A 23440-nucleotide genomic window follows, 5' to 3' on the forward strand; every position below is an offset into this window, starting at 1 on the left:
AAAATAACTAAAAATAAATGAAAGTAACAGCTAAACATAATGAAAGAATTGCCAAAATGACATTTGCCTCTGTATTTCCTCATTACGTGACTAAAATTGAAAAGAAAAATAGAACAAAACAAGAACTATATCAAGTAATAAAGTGGTTAACAGGGTTTGATGATATAGAAGTACAAAAGTTAATAGATGAAAAAGCAACATTTGAAACTTTTTTTGAAAAAGCTGAGCTAAATCCCAATGCTCATTTAATTAAAGGAGTAATATGTGGTTATAGAATTGAAGAAATTGAGAACCCTTTAACAAAACAAGTAAGGTATTTAGATAAATTGGTAGATGAGTTAGCAAAAGGAAGAAAAATGGAAAAAATTTTAAGAGTAGATCAATAAGATTTTTCAAAATTATAAACACTCCAGTAAGGAGAAACATTTTTAAATTATAATTTTATATAAATCAGTTCACTTTTTACTGACAATGTACATTGAAGACCTATTTTTATAATGTATTATTTTTTAAAAGATTTATTTTTAAGGATGTATATTGTAATAATAAATTGTTTTTCAATATATTATATTCAGCTGAGAGTAGTTGGTTTTTTACTGAAGTATATTCAAAAGCATTAACTTTATCGTGTAAAAATTTAGCCTGAGTAGTTTTAAATGATTTTTCGGCTAATAATAAGTTTGTATTTAAATTTTCCTTTATTTGAAGGTATTGCTTCTTTTTTGCTATTTCTTGTTCTAGTTGTTTACGGATTTTTATTTTTTCTTGTTCGACAACTAACTTAATTCTTTCACTTTCTATTTTTGTAGATGCTATTTTTTTGTTGTTTTTAAATCTGTTAAATACAGGGACTCTTAATTGAAACCCTATTTGTTGACTTTGATTATTGTCTATTTGAGTTTTAAAATTCGTTACAGCTGCATCAGGTTGGTTTAAAGGATTGTAATAAAACGATGATAAGGTGTAATATGCTGAAATGGATGGTAGTTTTGAAGCTTGTTGTATAGTAATATCTTTGAGGCTACTTTTATAAGCTAATTCTGCTAACCGAATTGTTGGGTTGTTAATTAAATTTTGATTTTGAAAAAGTTCAATTTCTTCTGGATTTTCATTTAAAAAATATGGTTGAAAAACTACATTTACAATGGATTCATCCGTAATATTCATTAGTTGAAAAAGTTGTATTTTTTGAAGCTCAAATAATTGCTCAGTTTCTAAAATTCGTTTTTCTTCTTGTGAATAACTTAGTTGAATATCATACAAATCGCTTTTTGACTTTTTGCCCAATATCACTTCCTTTTCTATTCTTTCTTGGTTATATTTTGTATTTATTAATTGCTCTTTTTGAATTTTTACCAATTCTTGAGTATATAAGGCTTCAAAATATCTTTCCAATAGCTGCATTTTATATTCATAAGCAACCACAGCTTTACTTATTTTTGATTTTTCAATAGCAATTTTATTTTTTTTGGCTGTAGCCAACATATTGAAATCTAATATACTTATATCAGCATTAAGATAAAAATTATCGTACTGAATATCTGAACTCACTCTTCCGTTGGTTGATGGATCTATTGTTGAACCAAAATCGTAGCTATGAGAACCAACTAAGCTAATTGAGGGTAGCAAATTTAATAAAGGGTTGTAATACTCTTTTTGAGCTTTAGAAATTTCTAGTTGTTTCATTTTAACATCTAAACTATTTTCCAAAGCAATATCAAAGCATTTTTGTAGTGGCCAAATAATTTCTTGACCACTAACAAAATTGCTAACTGTAAAAAGGAGTATTATTAAATAATTTCTACTATTCATATTTTAAGTAAGTTAAAACGTCAACTCTGGTTGCTTCGTAGGCTCTTGAGAGCACTACTATAAGTGTTAAAATTGCCAATACAACAAAACCAATAGTAAAAGGAATTATTGAAATTGAAATTCTAAATGCAAAATTTTCGAGCCATTTTTGCAATAAATAATAAGCTGGAAATAAAGCTATTAAAAAACCAATTACACAAAATATAATGTATTGTTTGGATAGCTCTTTAAGTAAGGTTTGAGTTTCTGCGCCTAGTGTTTTTCTTATTGCAATTTCTTTCATACGTCTTTCAATAGAATATGTTGCCAAAGCAAAAAGTCCAAAAAGTGCAATAATTATTACCACTATATTTAAGAGAGAAAACAAATCTTTTTGTTTTACATATGTTTCATATGTTCTAGCAAACTTTTTGTCAACAAAATCATAACTAAAAGGATATTTTGTATCTACCTTAGTTGTCCAAAATTCCTCTAAATTAGCTATGGTCTCTTTCATATTTTCTGGTTCTATTTTTACATATACTTCATTCATATTATACATCATCCAGTCAATAGTTTTCATATGAAAAAATACCATTGGAGGAATTTCTATTTGAGGGCCATATATATGAAAGTCTTCAACAATACCAACAATTTTTAATTTGTTATCATTCCAATTAATTTCTTTACCTATTGGATTTGGTTCTTTCATCATTTTAGCAGTTGTTTTGTTAATTAACATGGTGTTAATTGTATCTGAAGAAAAATTTGGAGATAGATTTCTTCCTTCAGCAATTTTAATTTTCATCATATCAAGCATTTCAAAATCTACGGCCATATTTTCCCCTTGTATACTTATGTCGTTATAACTAAAACTTGAAGAAGATCTTGCCCCTTCTCCAAATGTAAAAACACCTGTAGAAACGGATTTTACACCTTTCATTTTTAAAAGTTCTTGTTTTATAGTGTAGTACCTAAGTAAAGTTTGTTCATCATTTGTTCTTCTAAAATTAATACTTAAAACTTGTTTACCTACAAACCCCAACTTTTTAGTATTCATATAATCTACTTGTTGATACACAATATAAGATCCAATAATAAAAAAACTAGCAATAGCAAATTGTAGAATTAGCATTCCATTACGTAACCAAACGCCACTTTTACTTCTTCCAAAATTTCCTTTAAGTACTTTTAGGGTTTCAAAATTAGATACATAAATAGATGGTAATATGCCTGCTACAATTATTACAGTAATAAAAATGGCTATTAGTTGAAGGTAAAACTGACTACCATTCATAAGCAATTCTTTATTTAAAAAATTATTGTAATAGGGTAGTGATAATTCTACAATAACAAGAGCCAACAGTATTGAAAAGCAACCTAAAAGAATTGTTTCAAAAATAAATTGCTTAATAATGTTAACTTTTGAAGCGCCAATAATTTTTCGTACACCTACTTCTTTAGCTCTTTTTATAGCATTTGCGGTGGCTAAATTTACGTAATTTACAATTGATAATATTAAAATTAAAATAGATAAACCTACCATAATTAGTAGAAATTGGTAATTACCTTTGCCTTCTGGGTAACCATCCATTATTGAATGTAATCTAGCTGTTTTTAAAGGTTCAAGTATTACTTTAGCTGGACCATATTTTTCTATATACTCTTCTAGCGTTAAACCAGCATTTTTTGCATCATTCTTAGTTTTATGCTCTATAAATAAATTTTCAATTTTTTTAGAAACGTGTTCAGATTCTGATGGATTTTTTAATTTTAATAATAATCCAAAATTGTAATTTCCCCATAGATCTTTATTTTGATCTAACCTTTTATGTATTAAATTGGTTACAACCTTAGGAGCATACGATGATTTTTTATTGAGTTTATATATCCCTCTAACAACTAAATTCCTTCCAGAATATAGCACTTGTTTTCCAAGCGGATCTTCATCTTTAAATATACGTTTAGCAGTTGTTTCAGAGAGTGCAATACTTGTATTGTCTTGTAAAGCTGTTTCGGCATTTCCTTTAATAAATTCAAAAGGAAAAAAAGAAAAGAACGTATTTTGAGAATCCAATATCCTATCGATAAGCTCTTTTCTTCCATTATATTCAATAATTTCATTAAAATACCAAGTGTTTAAATAACAATGACTTTCTAATTCTGAAAATGTACTTTTTAAAAAAGCATTAAGAGGAGCAGGATTTGTATTCCAAATATTTCCTTCACCAACATCGTTAATTACTTGAAATACATGTTCGTTTTCAGGGTTCCAAGCATTGTAAGATTGTTCATCATTCCAATAGAGTGTTGCAAAAATTAATCCGGCAATTCCTATACTTAACCCTAATATGTTAAGACTAGTAAATAACTTATTGTTTTTTATATGATGTAAAAATATTTGTAGCCAATTTTTAAGCATAATGAAGGATTTTTATTAGTTATTTACAAGAATGTCAATGTTTCTTTGATTTAGTTTTTCTGATAAGATCATTCCGTCTTTCATTAAAATTGTTTTTTGAGAAAAAGAAGCATCATAATTTGAATGAGTTACCATTAAAATGGTTGCGCCATTTGCATGTAAATCGGTAAGTAATTCCATTACTTCATTGCCATTTTTACTATCTAAATTTCCTGTGGGCTCATCTGCCAAAATAATTTTGGGATCGTTAATTAATGCCCTAGCAACGGCTACACGTTGTTGTTGACCACCAGAGAGCTGTTGTGGAAAATGTTTTAAACGGTGAGAAATGTTTAGTCGTTCAGCAATTTTAATAACTCTTTTCTTTCTTTCAGAACTACTTACATTATTATAAATCAATGGCAATTCAATATTTGCAAATACAGAAAGTTCATCAATTAAATTAAAATTTTGAAAAACAAAGCCAATATTCTGTTTTCTTACCTTGGCTCTGTCTTTTTCTTTTAGTCCAACCATTTCTTTACCAAATAATTGGTAACTTCCATTTGAAACGCTGTCTAAAAGTCCAACAATATTTAATAAAGTAGATTTTCCACTACCTGAAGGCCCCATTACACTTACAAAATCTCCTTGTTTTATTTGAAAAGAAATGTCATTTAAGGCTTTGGTTTCTACTTCCTCAGTTCTAAATATTTTTGAAAGATTTTCAATTTTTATCATAATTATATGGTTTTAATCTTCTATGTTTAGTAATTCGATGTTTAAATAATCTTTATAGTTAGAGGTAATTACTTTATCACCCTCTTTTAATCCGTCTAAAATTTCATAATACAAAGGATTTTCTCGACCAAGTTTAATGTTTCTTTTAAATGCTTTATTATCTTCAACAACAAAAATCCATTTACCAGCAGTTTCCTGATAAAAACTACCTTTTGATACTACTTTTGTTTTTGTTTTTTCAGAAAGAATTAATTGTACACCAAAACTTAATCCTTGTCTAAGATCTAGTTCTTTGTTGTCAACAAAATTTAACTCAACTTGAAATCTACCATTTTTAACTTCTGGAAGTACTTTAGAAACAACCACTTCAACTTTTTCATTTTTGTATTCCACATTTCCTTTTTGGTCTTTTGAAACACGATCTAAATAATATTCATCTACAAGAGCAATAAGTTTATAGCCAGACATTACATCAATTTTCCCAATACTTTCACCTGCTAAGTATGTTTTTCCTAAAATAGGTTCAAAAGAAGAAAGTCTTCCAGATAAAGGAGCAGTAACCAAAAAATTCTTTTTGTTAGTTCTTAAAATTTCTAAACTTTTTTGCATAAAAGCAATAGATTGATTTATTTGTGCTATTTGAACTTGATTGGTTTGTTTTTCTTTTTTAATACTTTCTTGAATGATGTTTTTTCGTTCTTGTTGAAATCTGTAGTTTTCTTGAGAGTTTTTCCATTCATTTTTAGATAAAATTTCCTGCTCGAATAATTTTTTATTCAATTCAAAATTATTTTTTGCATCTATATAATCATGTTCAATAGCAACCAAATCTTTAGCTAAATTCAGTTCTTGATTTCTAATATCTAAACGCGCCTTATTCAAATTGTTGATTTGTTCAATTATTGAAGTTTCCTGAGTTACATAACCTAACTCGGTATTTGGGTTGTACAATTTTACTAAAGGTTGCCCTTGTTCCAAATAAGCTCCATTTTCAACAAATATTTCTTGAACTGCTCCACCTTCAATAACATTTATAAGCATAGAATTTAAAGGCTCAACTTTAGCTTGAAAAACAATAAAGTCTTCAAAGTAGCTATTTTCAACAGTTTTAATTATTATTTCGCCTCGTTTTACATTTAAGCTTTGCTTTTTAGTAAATGAGAAATAACTAATAAAGCTTAAAATCAAAAAAAGCAACAAAGCAGTTATTAAGTATTTATTTTTTTTACTTTTACGAGTGATGATCGTATCCATTACACATTTTATTTACCTAATATAAATGCAATTTCGTGCCATTTATTTATAATTTGTAATTAGATGGTTTTCAATACTTTTTAAAGTGATTAAAAATTGTAAGTGACCGATAATGAACACTTTTGTACAAAACTGAACAGAGAATGAAAAAAATAAAATCCAATATTTTAATTATAGATGATCAAGATGATATATTATTTTCAGCAAAAATGTTGTTAAAAAAGTATTTTGAGACAATTTTTACAGTGAATAATCCTAAAAATATGATTAAAATATTGTCTGAAAATGCCATTGATGTTGTTTTGTTAGATATGAATTATAGAATTGGTTTTGAAGATGGAAGAGAAGGAATTTATTTGTTAAAAGAAATTAAAACATTATCACCACATACATCAGTTATTTTAATGACAGCTTTTGGAAAAGTAGAAACGGCGGTAGAAGGATTAAAAGCAGGTGCTTTTGACTATATATTAAAGCCTTGGGATAATGAAAAATTACTTTCAGTTGTAAAATCTGCTGTTAAGGAAGGAAGAAAAGAAAAGAAGCATCTAGAAAATTTTACAAAAGACACTACCTTATTTAAAGGAAATTCAGCCGTAATTAAAAAAGTATATTCCTTAGCAGATAAAGTGGCTAAAACAGATGCGAATGTACTTATTTTGGGTGAAAATGGAACAGGTAAATCTATATTAGCAAGGTATATTCACGATAAATCAAGTAGAAAAGAGCAACCTTTTGTAGCAGTTGATTTAGGCTTATTAAATGAAAACTTATTTGAAAGTGAGCTTTTTGGATACGCAAAAGGAGCTTTTACAGATGCAAAAGCTGACACCCCAGGTAGATTTGAAACTGCTCAAGGGGGGACTATTTTTTTAGATGAAATTGGAAACGTACCAATCCATTTACAATCTAAATTATTACAGGTTATTCAAACAAAAGCGTTTACAAGGTTGGGTGAATCTAAAGAAAGACCATTAGATGTGCGAATTATTACGGCTACTAATACCGATTTAAAACAAGAAGTGATATCAAAAAAGTTTAGGGAAGATCTTTATTACCGTATCAATACAATGGAAATTACAGTTCCTCCATTACGAGAACAAATTGAAGATATAGTTCCTTTAGCTCAATTTTTATTGAATAAAATGGCTTTGAAATATGATAGAAATGAGATCATTTTTGAGAAAGATGCACTGGAACTTATAAAAAAATATTCTTGGAATGGAAATATTCGAGAAATGGAAAATAAAATTGAACGAGCTGTTATTCTTTGTGATAACAATTGTATTAAAATTTCAGATTTAGATCTAGATACTGTTTCAGGAGATAGTTTTCTAGAAGAATCTCCATTAGAGGAATTGGAAAAAAATACCATTGAAAAAGTATTGATAAAAAATAATTTCAACATCAGCAGATCAGCAGAAGAATTAAAACTTTCTAGGGCTTCTTTATATAGAAGGATGGAAAAATATGGAATAGGAAATAATTAAGACGCAAATTATAATTATGAACTCATGGAAATTATACAATCAACTGTTTATTAGACTTGTATTGATTCTATTATTAACAGGTTTGTGTTTTTGGTTATTTTCTAAAAATATGCAGTATAGTGTAATATTTTGTGGTTTTGTTATCATATTAGCGCTCTTTGAAGTGTATTTTTTTGTAAAAAGAATATTTATTTTTTATGACAAAACCATTAATGCCATTTTGCACAATGATTTTTCAGCCGATTTTTCAAAACAATACCAATCAAAAAATTATAAAAATCTCTATAAATTATATGAGAAATTAAAAAACAAACAAAAAGATCAGATATCTAAAGAGTTGGTATTTAGGTCTATATTAAATAATGTTGAAACAGGAGTATTAATGCTGCAAAAGCAAGAAACAGAATGGAATATTTTTTTAATGAATGATTATTTCTCAAATCATTTTAAAGTTCCTAAAGTTTCTAAATGGCATTATTTAAAAAAACAACTTCCTTCACTTTGCGAACTTATAGAAGATTATGATTTTAAGGAAGTAAAAGCTTCAATACAAGTTAGAGTAGGTAAAGAAGATTTACAAACATTTATTTTACAGACATCATTAACAAAAACTTACGGACAGGATTATTACGTTATTTTATTAGATTCCATACAGCGAGTTGTTGAGAAAAAAGAAAAAGAAGCGTGGATAAATTTAATGAAAGTAATTTCTCATGAACTTATGAATTCATTAACACCTATTCGCTCATTAACACAAAATATGAACGATTTGGTACAGCAAGATGAATTATCAAAAGAAGATATTATAGATTTAAAGGAAAGTGTAAACACCATCTTAAATAGAAGTGACCACCTCCAAAATTTTGTTGAAAATTACCGAAAATTGGCCATGCTACCATCTCCAAAAAAGGAAAAAGTTGCTTTAAATAAACTTTTAAAAAATAGCTTACATTTTATGAATCCTCTTTTTAAGGAAGCCAGAATTTCTGTAAACAATACGATTTCATACAATAGATGGTTATATGTTGATAAATTACAAATAGAACAAGTACTTATCAACTTACTAACAAATAGCATTTATGCTTTAAAAAATAAAACAAAAAAAGAAATAGAAATTTCTTCAGAGGTTAAAGATAAAAGAGTTTTTATTACAATTTCTGATACAGGAAAGGGAGTGGAAAAAGAAATAGAAGATAAAATATTTTTACCATTTTTTACAACAAGAAAACAAGGAGCGGGGATTGGACTTACCTTATCAAAAAACATAATTGAAGCTCATGGTGGATATTTGGTGTATCAAAATGAAGAAAATAAAACTAGTTTTGTAATTTGTTTGGTTGAATAGTTTTTATAACTATGATTCTTTTTTACAAATTGCTAACATCTTTATCCACGATTCCAGATTGTTTGTTAAAATGAACAAAATAGAAATCTGCTTCTACTATGTTGGAATTTGATGGTCCAAGAGGATGCCTGTTTAGGGAAGCTATAACATAATAAAATTGGATTTCCTGAATTTTAGTTGCCTGCTTCAAATACTTCTAACTCAAAATCATTTATTGGAATCATAGTTGGCTCAGGAAAGATTACGGTTTCGTTTATTGTTTTCATTATTCTATTCGCTTTTATATAGAATTATTTCTTCTATTTTTTTAAAATCAGGTACATTTGGTACATGTTTGGAATCTTCTAGTAAAATAACTTTTTCTAAAGAAGGAAATAGTTGTTTCGCTCGTCTCATCATTTTTTTCCCAGGAAAAAGGATGTCTTTTTCAGCAGCGAAAATACTGATTGGTTTTTTTATATTTTTAGCTGAATCTTTAGTAATTACTGGAAGTGGTGAAAAATCCATGTTGCAATATTGAAAAGTAGTTGACATGAAGTTTAATGCAAAATCATCGTAGTCTGAAAATAAAGAACCCATAACTTTCTTAATATACTTTTGGTTATTTGTTTTTATAAACTTTTTTAATGGTAGGAACATTTTGAATAAACCTACAAGAGGATTACCATTTACGATATAGACTGGAGCGATTAAGAAAGCCTGTCTAATTGGCGTTTCATTAAACTCTAGTGCTTTTAAACTAATGAAACCTCCAAAGGAAAAGCCTACAAGAGTTACTTCTTTAAGCCTAAGTTTTATAATGATTTCAATAAGCCATTTTCCATAATCCAAAGATTTCATATCTAATCTATTCTCTGCACTTTTATTGGGTTGTGCTAACACATCTACCGCAAAAACGCAATACTTTGATGATAAATTGAGGAAAGATTCTAAGATTTGTGGCGCACAACCTCCTGTTCCGTGAATCAGTATAAGCGGAGGTAAGTTAGTATCCCCAACGATAATTACATTGGTTTTACCAAATTTGGTGTCCAGTAATTTTTCAGAATAATTTACTGATAACTCTTTTAGCTTTTGATTGTAAAGGTGTAGAATTTTAGATTTTCCTTCTTGTGATTTGAAAAACATAGACTGTTTGTTTTTTGATTGATGACTATTTATGGATTGACGATTACTATATTACCCACTTTACGACCAGTTTCAAGATAGTGATGAGCTTCTGCGATATCTGGAAGCTTGTAGCTTTTATCGATATTTGTATAAAGTTTACCTTGTTTAAAAAAGTCTACCAATTCTAAAAATAATCGTTTTAACTCCTCAGTCTTTTTTATGCCTGTAGCTGCAAATTTTACTTTCTTTGGATTAAATAACGTTTGACAAAGTATTTGACCACTTAATACTGGTGTCATAAAAATACCGTTAGAACTTATTAGATTTTTAGTGTCTTTATATGATAAGGTTCCAACCGAATCATAAATTACATTATACATCTCATTAATATTAGTTATAGATGTTTTTGTGTAATCTATTATTTTATCTGCTCCTATAGATTTTACAAAATCAATATTTCTTGTGCTACAAACTGCTGTAACTTTTGCTCCCATTACTTTTGCTAATTGAACTGCTGCCGAACCTAGGCTTCCTGAAGCACCATTGATTAAAATATGTTGCCCTGGTTTTAAATCTGCAATATCTTTTAAGAAGTTATAAGAGGTTAAAAACCCATCGCAAACAGGTGCTGCTTCTTCATGTGAAATATTAGCTGGCTTGTTTTCAATAACCATATCTTCTGAAATACACAAATAGTCTGCATTACAACCATTGCTAAATAGTTTTTCGCCAAAGACCACATCACCTACTTTAAATTTTGTGATTTGCGAACCTACAGCCTCTACAACGCCTGAAAACCCTGTGCCTAAAGCCGTGTTTTTTGGTTTAAATAACCCTAAAAATAATCTCCCAAACTTTGGTTTTCCTTGGCGCATCATAGTATCAGCTCTAGTTACAGAAGATGCTTTAATTTTCACTAAAATCTCATTAGGTTTTGGTGATGGAATTTTAGTGTCAATTATCTGAATAACTTCTGGGGAACCGTATTTTGTATAAATTGCTACTTTCATATTACTCTTATTTATTGTAAAGTTGAACTTAATTAAGCTATTGAAGGTTCGTGTTTTACAATCGGAACTAGGTTTCTATAAAAATGGTGAGCCTATTACGTGAAAAACTAAATCCCAAACAATATGCACAATTATTGCTGCTAATAAACCACGTTTCCAATACACCCAACCAAAGAAAGACCCTGTAATAAGATTACCAATCATGGTAGCACTAATAGTAACAAAAGTGAGGTTTGAAAAGTTTTTTGATAATGGTAGATGAATTAAACCAAAAAATATTGCAGTTATAATTATTCCCAACCAAACTACTTTTGCTGATGGTCTATCTACGTTTCTAAAAAATTGAATTATTGCTATTACAAGAGACATCAACCCTAAACGAAAAATAATTTCTTCTGTAATTCCTGCTGAAAAAGATACAATAGCATAATACAACTTAGAAGGTCTGTCCATGATAGTTGTTACTGGATAGTAATTTCTAACTAACTTATGAAATACAAGTATTATTAATGCTAAGATTACACTAAAGCCAATAGGGTACAGAAGTTTTTTAAACGAAAAAGAGTTTTTTGTGTTTTTTTCTTTTGAAAAAAAACTTTCTATTACTGGTGCTCCCAATTTAGCTTTTCTTGATAACCATAAGCCAACAAAAACTAAGATAATACCTAAAATAAGGCCATAAATCCCTGTTTGTATTACATCACTAAATATGGAATCTGATAGCTTTACATTTGCATCTCCTGCCTCAATTTTTAATCGTTTTAATTCTCTACTAAAGGGAATGTTTAGCAGTGTACCTATTATAAATAAGGCAACAATAACTACTGCTGTTTTAATGCGATTAAAGTTGATTTTTCTCATTTTTTTGTTCTTTGATTAATTTTGTAATCTCTGTTTTTACATTTCCTGTATGTAAGGTTGTTTTACTTTCAATCAATAGTATGACACATTCTTTTTTTGATGATACTTTATGGCTTACGCCTTTGGAAACCACAAATAGATCTCCTCTTTGCATAGTAAAACTTGGTTGTTTCTCTAATTCCATAACTAATGAACCTTCTAAAATGTAAAATAACTCATCTTCTTTTTCGTGCATATGCCAAGGAACTTTATCGCCCTTAATTTTGGCAATTTTCACATATTCGTTATTTACCTCAGCTATTATTTTTGGTGAATAATAGGATTGCAATTTTTTAATTTGATCCTTTATGTTTATCATTTCAAATGTATTATTCGTCTTCTTTCAATAATTTGTTTAATGTTTTTTTGGAATCCTCACTGCCTAATTCAACTGCTTTTGTATAACACTTTACAGCCTTATCTTTTTGATTATATTTTAAGTAAGCCTCACCCAATGAATCCCATAAATTACCATCTTCAGGGAATAATTTCACATTAAGTTTAAACAATCCTAAAGCCCAACCAGGTTGTTTTTCTTTTTTCAAACGGCCATAGCCAAGTCGGTTTAGTATGCAGTGGTCGTTAAATTCATCTTTAAGTTCTTTTTTTAAATAAGCTGGTAGTTTTTCTACATTTTTAGATGAATTGGTTTTCATAAATTCATGAATCAATTCATAAATGTTTTTTGAAATTGGGGTAGGGGTATAATTTGTATTAAAAACCATCTTACCAATTTCTCTGGCAACGTATTCTGATTCATTTCCTAAAAACGCATTTGTTATGTATATAACAACTACATCATCATCCACAAACCTGACAAAATCCGCAAAATATAATCCATTACTACCATTATGAGCAACGATTTTAGTTTCTTTATCACTTTTAGATATTGCCCAGCCATAACCATAATACGATGTCATTTTATCATTCTCGGCTACATATGGTGTTTCTTGGATTTCTCTAGTTTTTGATGTTAAAACGACATTGTTTTTTAAAGCAACATGCCATTTGTATAAATCTTCAATAGTAGAATGAATGTCGCCTTTACCTATACTATACCAATGGTTGTTATTGTAAGGCAGATGTTGTTGGGTTGTTCCCCAATCTGCCCATTTCTCATCAGTTCTATTATAGTAGTACCCATGTGCTAGCTTTTCGCTATTAAAGTTAAAGCTTTTATAACCTGTACTTTTTAAATGAGCAGGTTCAAATAGGTGTTCCTTTAGAAAAGCATTATAGGTTTGGCCTGAAACCAACTCTAATATAACCGTTAACATAATGTAGTTTGCATTTGCATATTGGTACTTTGTGCCAGGTTTAGAGTGTAATTCAGATTCAAAAAACTCTTTTAAAAATTGTTCTTTACTAGCTTCATCATATCTAAAACCACCTGTTCTATTAGAAATTCCTGATGTGTGCGTAAGTAATTGATGAATCGTTATATCGCTCTTATCAATAGGTGTTTGGGTAAAATATGAGCTTATTTTATCTGATGTTTTAATTTTTCCTTGTTCTACCAATTTTAAAATTGCAGATGCCGTAAATTGTTTAGTTACTGAACCAATATTAAAAACAGTTGCTGGTGAGTTGGGAATTTTATTTTTTCGATCTGCCCATCCGTATCCTTTAGACAAAATAACTTCTCCCTGTTTAGCAACTAAAACAACTCCAGAAAAGCCATTTGTTTCGCTTGCCTTTAAATAAGCGTCAATGTTATTAAAGAGCTTTTTATTCGTGTTTTGAGAAAAAACGCTGAAGGTTGAAAGCGTAATAAGTACAAAAAATAGTGTTTTAGTAAACGATTTCATTTTATGATTTTTTTTTACCACCATATTCTAACGCAGCACCTATGGCAATGCCTAGAACAAACCATAATTGCATATTTGAGGTTAAATAACCTATAATAATACCTAGTATAATTCCTATTCCTAATTTTACTCCTTTTTTACTTTTTTTAGTTTTCATTTTTTTCATTTTTATTGATTGTATTAATTACTTTCAAAAATAGGATGAATGATTGGGTTTAAAGTTCTATTTTAAGAATCAGAACTAAGTTTAAGAATTAAATATCGTTGGGTGGTTATTAACAACAAATTGATTTAATTTTTCTTTGGATATAACTTCTGGATAAGACATTACCAATAAATCAATTTTACGATTATCAATGCTTGAAGGCACTTTGTAATTATGTAAGTTCAACTTGAAACCTAATCGTTCATAAAATTTGATTCGTCTTTTATTAAGTGGGCTATCAGGTAATTCAACTTCTAGTAAAGTAGGTTTAGAATTACTTTTTATAAACTCTTGTAAAATTTTGGCGCCATATCCTTTATTTCTAAGAAGCTTTGAAACAGCAAAGTGATCGATATATTGAAAATCTTTAAAATTCCACCACAAGATAAATCCAATAAAAACATCATCTTGTACAAAGAGATCAAATTTATAGCTATGGTTACCAAACAGTTTAGTTTGGGCCTTTAATGTCCTTCTTTCATAAATCGGAAAGGCTTCTTCATAAAGTTTCCAAGCTGAATAGAAATAAGTATTGTCAATGGTATTCAAACTAATTTGTCGCATAGGAAAACGTATTTTTCAGTTTTAGCAATTACACAAAACATAAGCTTAATTCAGCTTAACTGCCGTTTGTCCGTACAAGACAAATGAATTATAATTACTCGACTTTAAAAATTTGACATTGACTCCAGTGTTTGGATTGATGAAACTTATTTCTTCGTCTTTTATTGGAATGAGGTTATAGGTGTCACCATTTGGAAAGTACAATGAAAGTTGGTTTATTTCATCATTAAAACTTATAGAAAGATCAACCTGACTATTCCATTTGTATTTACCTATAAGCTGTTTTAAAAATGCTGTATCTAAATGATTTCGTTTAACAGATGTGCGTTTAAAGTGATTCCAATTGTATAATTGTGAAGCTGATAACAGCAATTCATTGCCAAGTGCGCCACCATTATCCGAATTGATTAAATACACCAATCCTTTTCCTGTATTAAGGTCTATGGTCATACCAGTTCGGTACCCAGCATTACCTCCATAGTGGGTGATTGCAAAACCTTTTTCTGATTTATCTACTATTAACCCATAAATATGTCCATCACGTTCTTGATTGAGTATCGATTGAATTTCTGACTTTGAAAAAATTGAGCTTTTACCTTGAAATCCTTTGTAAATTTCAATTAAAAATTTTGCCATATCAACTGCATTACTCCAAAGCCCAGCTGCTGCTTGTTCTGGGTGATTTCTCCAACCTCCATCTAAAACAACACCATTTGACGTGTATCCTTTTGCTATTTTGCTTGAATCTGTTGGTTGCAATGGTTGCGTAAATTCGGAATTCTTCATATCAATGGGTTTAAGTATCCATTGGTTCATAATATTAGAAAACTCGTCATTAAAAATATCCTGAATTGCCACCTCTGCTAAAGTATATCCACCTCCTGAATACGCTAACATTTCATTAGGTACCGAGATTACTTCTATTTTTGGTGAATTAACGCCTTCACTACCTTTTAAAATAGCAATATCAGTTGGTATAGCAAGGTTTTTAGCATAGCCTTGGTAACCTCCTGAAGTAATACCAGAAGTATGCGCAAATATATTTCGGAAGGTTACTGGGTTTTCAGCGGTTTGTTTGCCTTGTGGCAATTGGTAACGCTGCAAGTAGTTTTCAATATTCTCATCTAAATCTATTTTTCCTGCCGTATGCATACGTAAGGCTGCAAAAAAAGTTACTGGTTTAGATAAAGATGCCGCTTGAAAAATGCTATTATCGTTTAAATTTTGGCCTAAAAAACTTGGGTTTTGATAAGTATCAGTCCATTCTATTTTACCATCATTGATAACTGCAAGCGAGAGAGCAGGTATTTTATAGTCGGCCATTTTATTTGCTATGGTACTAAAGTTCTCAGGCTCTTCTAAAAACTTCACTTTTCCAATGATATGATTCCCTAACTGAACTTTGTTTTTTGATGGTTTATCAAAATACTCAATTAGCTCTTCGTTATAAACAAAATCATCTTGTTTTTGAGTTAGTTTAATGAAATTTTTAACTTTTGGTGCATACAGCCAAACTTCATCTACAACCGCATTATAGCCTCTGGAATTTGTGATGTTACCATTGTAGTGAATTGTGTATGCCATAAAGGTTCCTGCTTCTACTTTTTCTTCTTTGTAAGATAAAACTTCAGCTTTTAGTTGTTGTTTTCCTGTTGTACCATCTTGACTTGTCCAGTTTTCTTTATAAATCCACGTTTTACCTACTTTAAGAGGCCAATGGTACTTTGGTGTTTTACTTTTTTTAGGTTTTACAATATCTGTAACCGGAATGGTGTCTTTACCAATTGTTATTCGCAATTCACCATCAACATCTATGATTTCTCGTGTATCTGTTCCTTCAGACCTCGTCTCTCCTTTTGTGGTTACACCTTTATACTTCCACACCCATTTTTCTCCTGCTTTGTAATCAGATAAAATTGGTTGTGTCGTTACATTAGAATTTAGCTGACCTTTACAAGCGCTAAAAAGCACTAACGCAATAAATAATTTGATATATAGTTTCATTTCGAATAAATTGATTACATAATAACACAGCAAAAATAACTTTAAATAAGGGCTTAAAAGTTCTATTTTAAAAATCAGAACTAACTTGAAGTATTACTCTTTACAAAAGAATTTGGTGTAATACCTTCTATTTTTTTAAAGAAGGTGTTGAACACAGTTTTAGAATTAAAGCCACTATCATAAGCGACAGCCATTATAGTTAGATCTTTGTTTTCTTCTAAAAGAATACGTTCTTTAAACTCGTTAATCCTATAAGTATTGATATATTCAGAGAAGTTTTTATCGAAGCCTTGGTTTAGTAATTGAGATACATAATTGGTTGGCAGTTCTAAATAAGAGGCTAAATCTTTTAATGATAAATCTGGGTTTAAGTACAGTTTATAGTCTATCATAATCTGCTCAAGTTCTTTTGTGTACTTCTCTATTTCGTCTCTATTTAATAGTGTTTGTTTGTACTTTTTCTTTTGTTTATAGTTGACGTTATCAGGAATGGCTTTTAGCATGATGCTTTTAAAGCGTTTATTGTTTTTTATTGGTTTTATTATGGGTTCTGTATTCAGCAATAAGATTAAAGGTAAATGGTTCTCAAAAGCTTGCTCAATAAGATCTAATGCCTTATCGTAGTTATTCAATAGTACATTTACCAAAATTAAGAAGTTGAAAGCCTTATCTATATGGTTCGATTGTAAATAGGTTTCAAGTTCTACTACCTTTTCATTACATTTTTCAAGATCATTTATTTTTGCGTAACACATTGCCAAGCCACCTAATTGTGTTAAATCGGTTATTGGAACACCTTTTAGATCATCGTAATAATTAATAGCTTCTTGATGTTTCCCTGTGAGCAAAAAACATTCTCCTATGTATAATGGCGGAAAAGGTAAATCAGGATTTAATTCTAATGCCTTTTGTAAGTAGGGTATTGCTTCGTTGTACTTTTCTTGAAGGTACAGTAAAAATCCTTTGTAATGATGATTCATTGCAGAGAAAGGATCTAGCTGTAACGCTTTATCTATGTAATTTTGCGCTGAATCTAATTTCCCTTCAACGGTTAAATAGTTAGAAATGGTTAAGTAAATATCGTCTGCTGGTTGAATTTCAAGGGCTCTATTTGCGTGTTCATACGCTTTCTTTAAATCCCAATTTTGCCAAGATTCTACCCAAGATAAGTTTAATTGTACTCTTGATGAATTGGGATTAAGCTCTATAGCTTTGTCAAAAAAAGGTTGTGCTTTTTGAAAAGCCTCATAAGCTGGTAATAATCCAAGCGTTCCCATATAAATATAGCTCAGATTTATGTCTAAATAAGGATTTAAAAAATTAGGTGCTTTTTCTGTAATACCTTTTAAAATATCTATACCTTTCAGTGAGCTAGCAATATCTAACTTCATAATGTAATACCTACCTTTCAAATATTCTTTGTAAATATCTACAGGAACATCAATAGGTTCTACTAGCTTATCTTCTATTTCAAGATGACCTATATGCTCTCTTAATTTTTCTGCAATAAACAAGCTTATCTCATCTTCAATCTCAAAAACATCTTGAGGGTTTCTATCAAAGGTTTCTGACCAGAAATGATAATCGTCTAAAGTATCAATCATTTGCACTGTGATGCGCATTTTATTTTTTGATGTTCTAACACTACCTTCAATAAAGGTAGCCACCTTTAATTTCTCCCTAATCTCTTCTGCTGTTACTTTTTTGTTTTTAAAATAAAATGAGGATGTACGGGAAGTAACAGAAAGGGCTTTAATTCTAGCTAGCGCATTAATAATTTCTTCTGTTAATCCATCACAGAAATACTCATTATCTAAGCTATTACTCATATTTTGAAATGGTAATACTGCAATAGATTTTTTGTTTATATTATTTAAAGCCATTACTAAATTATTTTACTAGTTAATTCTACAAAAACTATAATTTATCTTTAGCATCAAGAAGAAAAAAGAAAGTAAGTTACTTCCCAATACAACATTTAACTTTCCTTATAAATAAAGGATTCTGAAAGATTGGGCTACAAATAAGGTACAAATCTTGTCAGATAAGAGAAATTAGATGGTAAATATTAATAGTTTCGTTTTCCAAATATAGCATAAAAAAACCGCTCATTTGAGCGGTTTTTAAATAAAAGCACCAAAATTAATTAGCTGTTCCAGAGCCTAAATAAACACTATTTGACACTTTACCATCTAAAGAAATAAATGCCATATAAGTATGTAATGTATCACCTGCATAGGTGCTTGGTATCGCTAAAACAGCCATTCCTTCTTCTCTTTCAGCACTATTTAAAAACATCACAGATTCATTTTTTATAGGGTTGTAAACCAATAACATTGAACGATCTGTTGAGTTAGCATTTATCCCTGTTGAATTATCAGTCCAATTGAAATTTACTTGACCTGCTGTTGTATAGGAAGCTGTAGGATTTAATACTCCAGCTAATGTTCCTTTACTAAGCAATGCATTTGCATAATCTACTGTAAAATTTGGTGCTGTTCCTGTGATGGCAGTTCCTAAAATTTCTGACATCGCTGCATTAAATGCTGTTTTTTTAATAGCAAAACTTTTATAGCCAACATTGATGAAGTCTTTGTTTGGCTGTAAAAATTCTAATGAAGCAGTAAATTTATTTCTTTGATTTACTTGTCCAGGGGTACGTGGATTTGCGACACTAGATGGTTTAATTCTTAGGTAATCGATACCTTTCCACGATGCACCGATAACATTTCCTACTTTTCCTGATAATCCTCCTAGGATACCTTGGCTAATTTTGCCCATATTTAATTGATTTTAAAAGTTACTAATTGGGGTTGGTATGGACTTGGTATAGTCTTTAACCAACACAGATAGTATATGGCAAATACTATGCTATTAGATTGTTTTGGTTTTTGTTGCCCTCTGTTGCCCGATTTTGCTTATTAGAAAATAAACTTTGAATGTATGACACTTTTAAATCTGCCATTTTTGAAACTGTTTTTTGTAGTTCTGCTTCTTTTCTGCTAATAGCTGACACTATACTAATATGCTTCTGCAACTCTTTAGATTCATTTAATAATGAAGTGTAGCCATCTTTAAGCGTGTTTCTGCAATCATCTATTGAAATGAACGGAATAACACTGCCTTTTAAATAATACGCATAGAAACCACCTATTTGTAGCATCATTGATAAATGATAAAGGGTGTGCTTTTCTTCTTCGGTTAGTACAGTTACCACAAAGCAATTAGGACACGGATTTATTAAAGGCTTTCCGCTGTTTTGCCCTTTGTTCAGAATAAAAAAATGAGGTTGCGAGTAGGTTCTTCCGATTTGGTGTGTTTTTAGTTCAAGAGTTGACATAGCTATCCAATTTAAAATTGCTTCGCTACGCTTCGCACCATTAATTTTTTAAAAGAAAAACAATAAAAAAAGAAAGCCTAATGCTCTTGTGGCGTGGATAAGGCTGTCAAGGTTTTTGGATAAAAGTTTTTTTAGATTAATTGTTTAATGATTGTGAAAAATGCTTTTGAAAAAGTTTTATTCAAAACCCGTAGGGCTTGACCTTTATAGCCTTGCGCGTTGGCTGTGGTGGCCACATATATTTGCTACCTTTTTTTATTTATTGACTGTTCTTCTAAAACATCTAAAATGTCTTGTTTTTTGTAAAAAATTCTGTTGCCCATACGAATTGGATTTAAAATGCCGTGTTTATTCCAGGAATGTATTGTTACCAAACTGATTCTTAAATATTCGGCTACTTCTTGTCTTGTTAGTAATTCATCATTTTTTGATTTTGATAGTTCTTTAAGGTAATCTTCAATTTTAAACAATAATTTTTCTGCTATCTTATCCGCTAATTCATCAACTTTGACTTCTGTAATTTGGATTGTTTTTGTAATCATATTGAAATGTATTTAATCTATTGAACAACACTTTTTGGGGAATAAACTCTTAAAAAAATAGGTTTTTGATAAGTTGTGCGTTGGATGAAGCGTTTGTATGGGTAGCGTTTTAAATAGTTGTTTGATAAAACAGCATTTAAACAAGCTACTTATACAGGACTTTTAGACAATAGCTTATTGTTTTTTGACCCGTTCGGCTGACACTCAGGGCAGGGTGAAAAAGCAATATGCTATGGCGTATTACTACATATTATGAACCTATTTTTTTATAACCGCTGACTTGGGTGGTGGGGAAAAGTGGACTATGATATTTGTTAACGAAATGAAACAAACAAAGACTTGAGGTAAGGAATACTTGGATATTTCGGCTACGCTCAATACAGGCTTAACGATGGTTTTGTGCAGCTTGAAAGAGGTAACTAATTATAATAATTATTTAGATTTGAACTCCTTCGTATTTTACTTCATCGATAATTGATTCTGTATCTGAATTGATTCTTGGACTAAATAAATCACGACTTACTGTGTATGTATCTAATACCTCTTCATTGTAATTTAGATTAATTAATTCATTAATTCCGTTTTCGTTTAAATCATCTTTTAACCATTCTTGTTCAAAGTCCTTTTGAAGTATTACCGGTTGTCTATTCTTTTTATTATGAATTTTTGCAAATAATGGTGATGCTTTTTTAGTAAGAATAGTAAAGGTAACAACATCGCCAATTATTGTATATAACCCAGCCAAAGACAAAACATCGTTGTTTTTGTTTTTTATATGAAATGGATATTTTTTTCCTTTGTACTCGTGAGGTTCAAAAAATCCTGTTACTGGAATTATACAACGTCTTGTTAAGGCTGAATGTTTGTATATAAAATGATTAAATAATTTTTCGGATTGAGCATTAAGACCACCACCATACCGAACAGCTTCTTTGTAATAATCGGTTAATTGTTCAGGTTTTTTATTGCCTGGAACTATACCCCATAATGCAGGTGCTAAAGCTGATGGACCTTCTTGTGGTATTATAAGCATATCAGGATGAGAAAAACCGTTTAAGTGGTATCTTGGAATATCATACGCTTCTCTTGCATCATCCCTTGTCAATGAAACATCATAGCGATTTTCAAGCTCAATTACTTTTTTAGTTTGAGAAGTATGGAAACACATAAGGTTTTATTTAGGTTACTAAATATACTAATTAAACTCTTATATCGATTATTTCATTAATGTTGGTTGAATATCGTGGGGATAGGCGTTCTTGTTTCATTTTCCATTGCCTACCTAATGATTGACTACCAAACTTTATTTTATTGCTACCATAGGCTTTATTTAGCCTATCTACGATATTCATTATTGGTTGGTGCTTTGGGTTTTCGGAAGTAAATAGTGTGAATTGTTTTTGATTACTCGGGGTTAAGCCCATTACAATAACACCTGCTTTTTTATAATGAAAGCCCTCTTTATAAATTGCTTGTAACCCTGCTTCTGCATATTTGACTAAATCTATGCTCGAATTAGTTGGATAGTGCGTTTTTACAACAATGTTTCTACCGTATTGAGGTAAATCTTTTCGGAAACCGTTGGTATGCAAAAATACCATAAGCATATTGCATTGTGATTTTTGATTACGTAATTTTTCTGCACAGGACACTGCAAACGTAGATATACGTTCTCTAATATCTTGATATGATGTTAGCATACCCTCAAATGAGCGTGTTGTTGCTATCATTTTCTTGTTTGCAGTAGTTTCTAAATCTAAAGTAGGTTTACCCTCTAAATCGTGTTTTAGACGTAAACCAACAACTGACATATTTTTACGTACCCAATCATCTGACAGTTGGGAAAATTGATAAGCATTATGAATATTGAGATTTTTAAGTCTTTGTGAGTGTTTCCTACCAATACCCCAAACATCTTCGATTGACAACCACTTTAAGGCTTTTATGCGCTTTTCTTCATTATCTATCACATAAACATTGTTTGTACGTTCTGGAAACTTCTTTGCTATTTTATTGGCTACTTTAGATAATGCTTTTGTTGGTGCAAAGCCAATACTAATTGGAATACCTGTACCTTTTGTTACACGATTACGCATTGTTTCTCCAATTTCCTGAAGGCTAAAAAGGTCAAAACCTATAAACTTTAAAAATGCTTCGTCGATACTGTATATTTCAACTTCTGGTGTAAACTCTGAAAGTAGATTCATCACTCTACTACTCATATCACCATATAAAGCATAATTTGAAGAAAAAACGTTTACGTTTTGCTTTTCAAATGTTTTAGCATATTCAAATGCAGGTGCGCCCATTGGAATACCTAACGCTTTGGCCTCGTTGGATCTTGCAATAACACAACCATCATTGTTTGATAAAACCACTACAGGTTTACCATTTAATGATGGGTTAAAAACACGCTCACAGGAAGCGTAGAAGTTATTGCAGTCAACGAGTGCGAACATATCATAGGTTTTTGATTACGTTAGTAACAATACCCCAAATGATAAAATCATTGTCTTTAGTGACTTGAATAGGTTTGTAATTTTGATTTTCTGCAATTAACCAAACACAGTCTTTTTCTATGCTGATGCGTTTAACTGTAAATTCACCATCAATAAAACAAACAGCTATTTTGTTATTTGTAGGTTCTAAACTTTTATCAATAATTAGTAAATCACCATCGTGAATACCTGCATCTATCATTGAATCACCACGAACACGACCATAAAATGTTGTGCTTGGGTTTTTAATTAAATGTTTATTGAGGTCTATGTTTATATCTAAAAAATCATCTGCTGGGGATGGAAATCCTGCGCTTATACCATTAGCCACAAAAGGCAATTTTAGATGTGTTGAAACATCTGCTCCATAAAATTCTATTGCTCTTGTGTTATATAATTTTCTGACTTGCATATTGCAAAGTTATATAAAAAAATGT

The 23440-nt window shown here is 30.1% G+C and carries 22 protein-coding genes; 3 read left to right on the top strand and 19 right to left on the bottom strand.

The features are described 5' to 3' along the window. Positions 1 to 17: 17 nt before the first annotated feature. On the top strand, positions 18 to 386 hold the full coding sequence (locus tag Q0714_RS00630; RefSeq protein ID WP_298262356.1) for a DUF2200 domain-containing protein: 369 nt from the start codon (positions 18 to 20) through the stop codon (positions 384 to 386). Between the two features lie 106 nt (positions 387 to 492). On the opposite strand, the gene Q0714_RS00635 is transcribed toward Q0714_RS00630, so the two are convergent. From Q0714_RS00635 to Q0714_RS00650, 4 genes are read right to left on the bottom strand one after another with little or no spacing between them, the layout of a single operon-like run. Then, the gene (locus Q0714_RS00635; RefSeq protein WP_298262357.1) at positions 493 to 1812 is read right to left on the bottom strand and encodes a TolC family protein; all 1320 of its coding nucleotides are present in this window, start codon (positions 1810 to 1812) and stop codon (positions 493 to 495) included. Continuing rightward, positions 1805 to 4213, bottom strand: coding sequence for an ABC transporter permease (locus tag Q0714_RS00640; RefSeq protein WP_298262358.1), 2409 nt, complete (start codon positions 4211 to 4213; stop codon positions 1805 to 1807). The genes Q0714_RS00635 and Q0714_RS00640 overlap by 8 nt, the downstream gene beginning before the upstream one ends. Positions 4214 to 4228: 15 nt before the next feature. Further along, entirely contained in the window at positions 4229 to 4933 is a 705-nt protein-coding gene (locus tag Q0714_RS00645; protein ID WP_298262359.1) for an ABC transporter ATP-binding protein, read from the bottom strand. Between the two features lie 12 nt (positions 4934 to 4945). Then, the gene (locus Q0714_RS00650; RefSeq protein ID WP_298262360.1) at positions 4946 to 6187 is read right to left on the bottom strand and encodes an efflux RND transporter periplasmic adaptor subunit; all 1242 of its coding nucleotides are present in this window, start codon (positions 6185 to 6187) and stop codon (positions 4946 to 4948) included. A 143-nt stretch (positions 6188 to 6330) separates the two neighbouring features. On the opposite strand from Q0714_RS00650, the gene Q0714_RS00655 reads away from it, so the two are divergent. Further along, positions 6331 to 7677, top strand: a complete 1347-nt coding sequence (locus Q0714_RS00655) for a sigma-54 dependent transcriptional regulator (protein WP_298262361.1) — start codon at positions 6331 to 6333, stop codon at positions 7675 to 7677. A 16-nt stretch (positions 7678 to 7693) separates the two neighbouring features. Continuing rightward, complete coding sequence (locus Q0714_RS00660) at positions 7694 to 9022, top strand: HAMP domain-containing sensor histidine kinase (protein WP_298262362.1); 1329 nt, start codon at positions 7694 to 7696, stop codon at positions 9020 to 9022. 270 nt (positions 9023 to 9292) lie between these two features. Here Q0714_RS00660 and Q0714_RS00665 read toward each other — a convergent pair whose 3' ends face one another. The 15 genes from Q0714_RS00665 to Q0714_RS00735 form a co-directional block, all read right to left on the bottom strand. Next, a complete protein-coding gene (locus tag Q0714_RS00665) occupies positions 9293 to 10150 on the bottom strand; it encodes an alpha/beta fold hydrolase (protein ID WP_298262363.1) in 858 nt (285 codons plus the stop codon). Between the two features lie 29 nt (positions 10151 to 10179). Beyond that, positions 10180 to 11142, bottom strand: a complete 963-nt coding sequence (locus Q0714_RS00670) for an NAD(P)-dependent alcohol dehydrogenase (protein ID WP_298262364.1) — start codon at positions 11140 to 11142, stop codon at positions 10180 to 10182. Between the two features lie 75 nt (positions 11143 to 11217). After that, positions 11218 to 12003, bottom strand: coding sequence for a CPBP family intramembrane glutamic endopeptidase (locus Q0714_RS00675; protein ID WP_298262365.1), 786 nt, complete (start codon positions 12001 to 12003; stop codon positions 11218 to 11220). Further along, on the bottom strand, positions 11984 to 12361 hold the full coding sequence (locus Q0714_RS00680; RefSeq protein ID WP_298262366.1) for a cupin domain-containing protein: 378 nt from the start codon (positions 12359 to 12361) through the stop codon (positions 11984 to 11986). The genes Q0714_RS00675 and Q0714_RS00680 overlap by 20 nt, the downstream gene beginning before the upstream one ends. 10 nt (positions 12362 to 12371) lie before the next feature. Continuing rightward, the gene (locus Q0714_RS00685; protein ID WP_298262367.1) at positions 12372 to 13850 is read right to left on the bottom strand and encodes a serine hydrolase; all 1479 of its coding nucleotides are present in this window, start codon (positions 13848 to 13850) and stop codon (positions 12372 to 12374) included. 1 nt (position 13851) lies between these two features. Further along, positions 13852 to 14007: a hypothetical protein gene (locus Q0714_RS00690; protein ID WP_298262368.1), complete on the bottom strand. Its 156-nt coding sequence runs from the start codon at positions 14005 to 14007 to the stop codon at positions 13852 to 13854. Positions 14008 to 14097: 90 nt separating this feature from the next. Next, on the bottom strand, positions 14098 to 14619 hold the full coding sequence (locus tag Q0714_RS00695) for a GNAT family N-acetyltransferase (protein WP_298262369.1): 522 nt from the start codon (positions 14617 to 14619) through the stop codon (positions 14098 to 14100). Between the two features lie 45 nt (positions 14620 to 14664). Next, on the bottom strand, positions 14665 to 16623 hold the full coding sequence (locus Q0714_RS00700) for a serine hydrolase (protein WP_298262370.1): 1959 nt from the start codon (positions 16621 to 16623) through the stop codon (positions 14665 to 14667). Positions 16624 to 16703: 80 nt separating this feature from the next. Further along, positions 16704 to 18506 (bottom strand): tetratricopeptide repeat protein, encoded by a 1803-nt coding sequence (locus Q0714_RS00705; RefSeq protein WP_298262371.1) that lies wholly within the window; start codon positions 18504 to 18506, stop codon positions 16704 to 16706. A 259-nt stretch (positions 18507 to 18765) separates the two neighbouring features. Beyond that, positions 18766 to 19404 (bottom strand): DUF6266 family protein, encoded by a 639-nt coding sequence (locus Q0714_RS00710; RefSeq protein ID WP_298262372.1) that lies wholly within the window; start codon positions 19402 to 19404, stop codon positions 18766 to 18768. Between the two features lie 85 nt (positions 19405 to 19489). Next, positions 19490 to 19963, bottom strand: coding sequence for a hypothetical protein (locus Q0714_RS00715; protein WP_298262373.1), 474 nt, complete (start codon positions 19961 to 19963; stop codon positions 19490 to 19492). A 245-nt stretch (positions 19964 to 20208) separates the two neighbouring features. Then, a complete protein-coding gene (locus Q0714_RS00720; RefSeq protein ID WP_298262374.1) occupies positions 20209 to 20505 on the bottom strand; it encodes a helix-turn-helix domain-containing protein in 297 nt (98 codons plus the stop codon). A 436-nt stretch (positions 20506 to 20941) separates the two neighbouring features. Further along, positions 20942 to 21673 carry an SOS response-associated peptidase gene (locus Q0714_RS00725; RefSeq protein WP_298262375.1) on the bottom strand — a complete coding sequence of 244 codons (732 nt, stop codon included), beginning with the start codon at positions 21671 to 21673 and terminating at the stop codon, positions 20942 to 20944. A 31-nt stretch (positions 21674 to 21704) separates the two neighbouring features. Next, on the bottom strand, positions 21705 to 22964 hold the full coding sequence (locus Q0714_RS00730) for a Y-family DNA polymerase (protein ID WP_298262376.1): 1260 nt from the start codon (positions 22962 to 22964) through the stop codon (positions 21705 to 21707). 1 nt (position 22965) lies between these two features. Continuing rightward, a complete protein-coding gene (locus Q0714_RS00735) occupies positions 22966 to 23415 on the bottom strand; it encodes a LexA family transcriptional regulator (RefSeq protein WP_092205671.1) in 450 nt (149 codons plus the stop codon). Between the last annotated feature and the right edge of the window lie 25 nt (positions 23416 to 23440).

The sequence above is a fragment of the uncultured Lutibacter sp. genome (assembly GCF_947493565.1).
GTDB classification, from domain to species: domain Bacteria; phylum Bacteroidota; class Bacteroidia; order Flavobacteriales; family Flavobacteriaceae; genus Lutibacter; species Lutibacter aestuarii.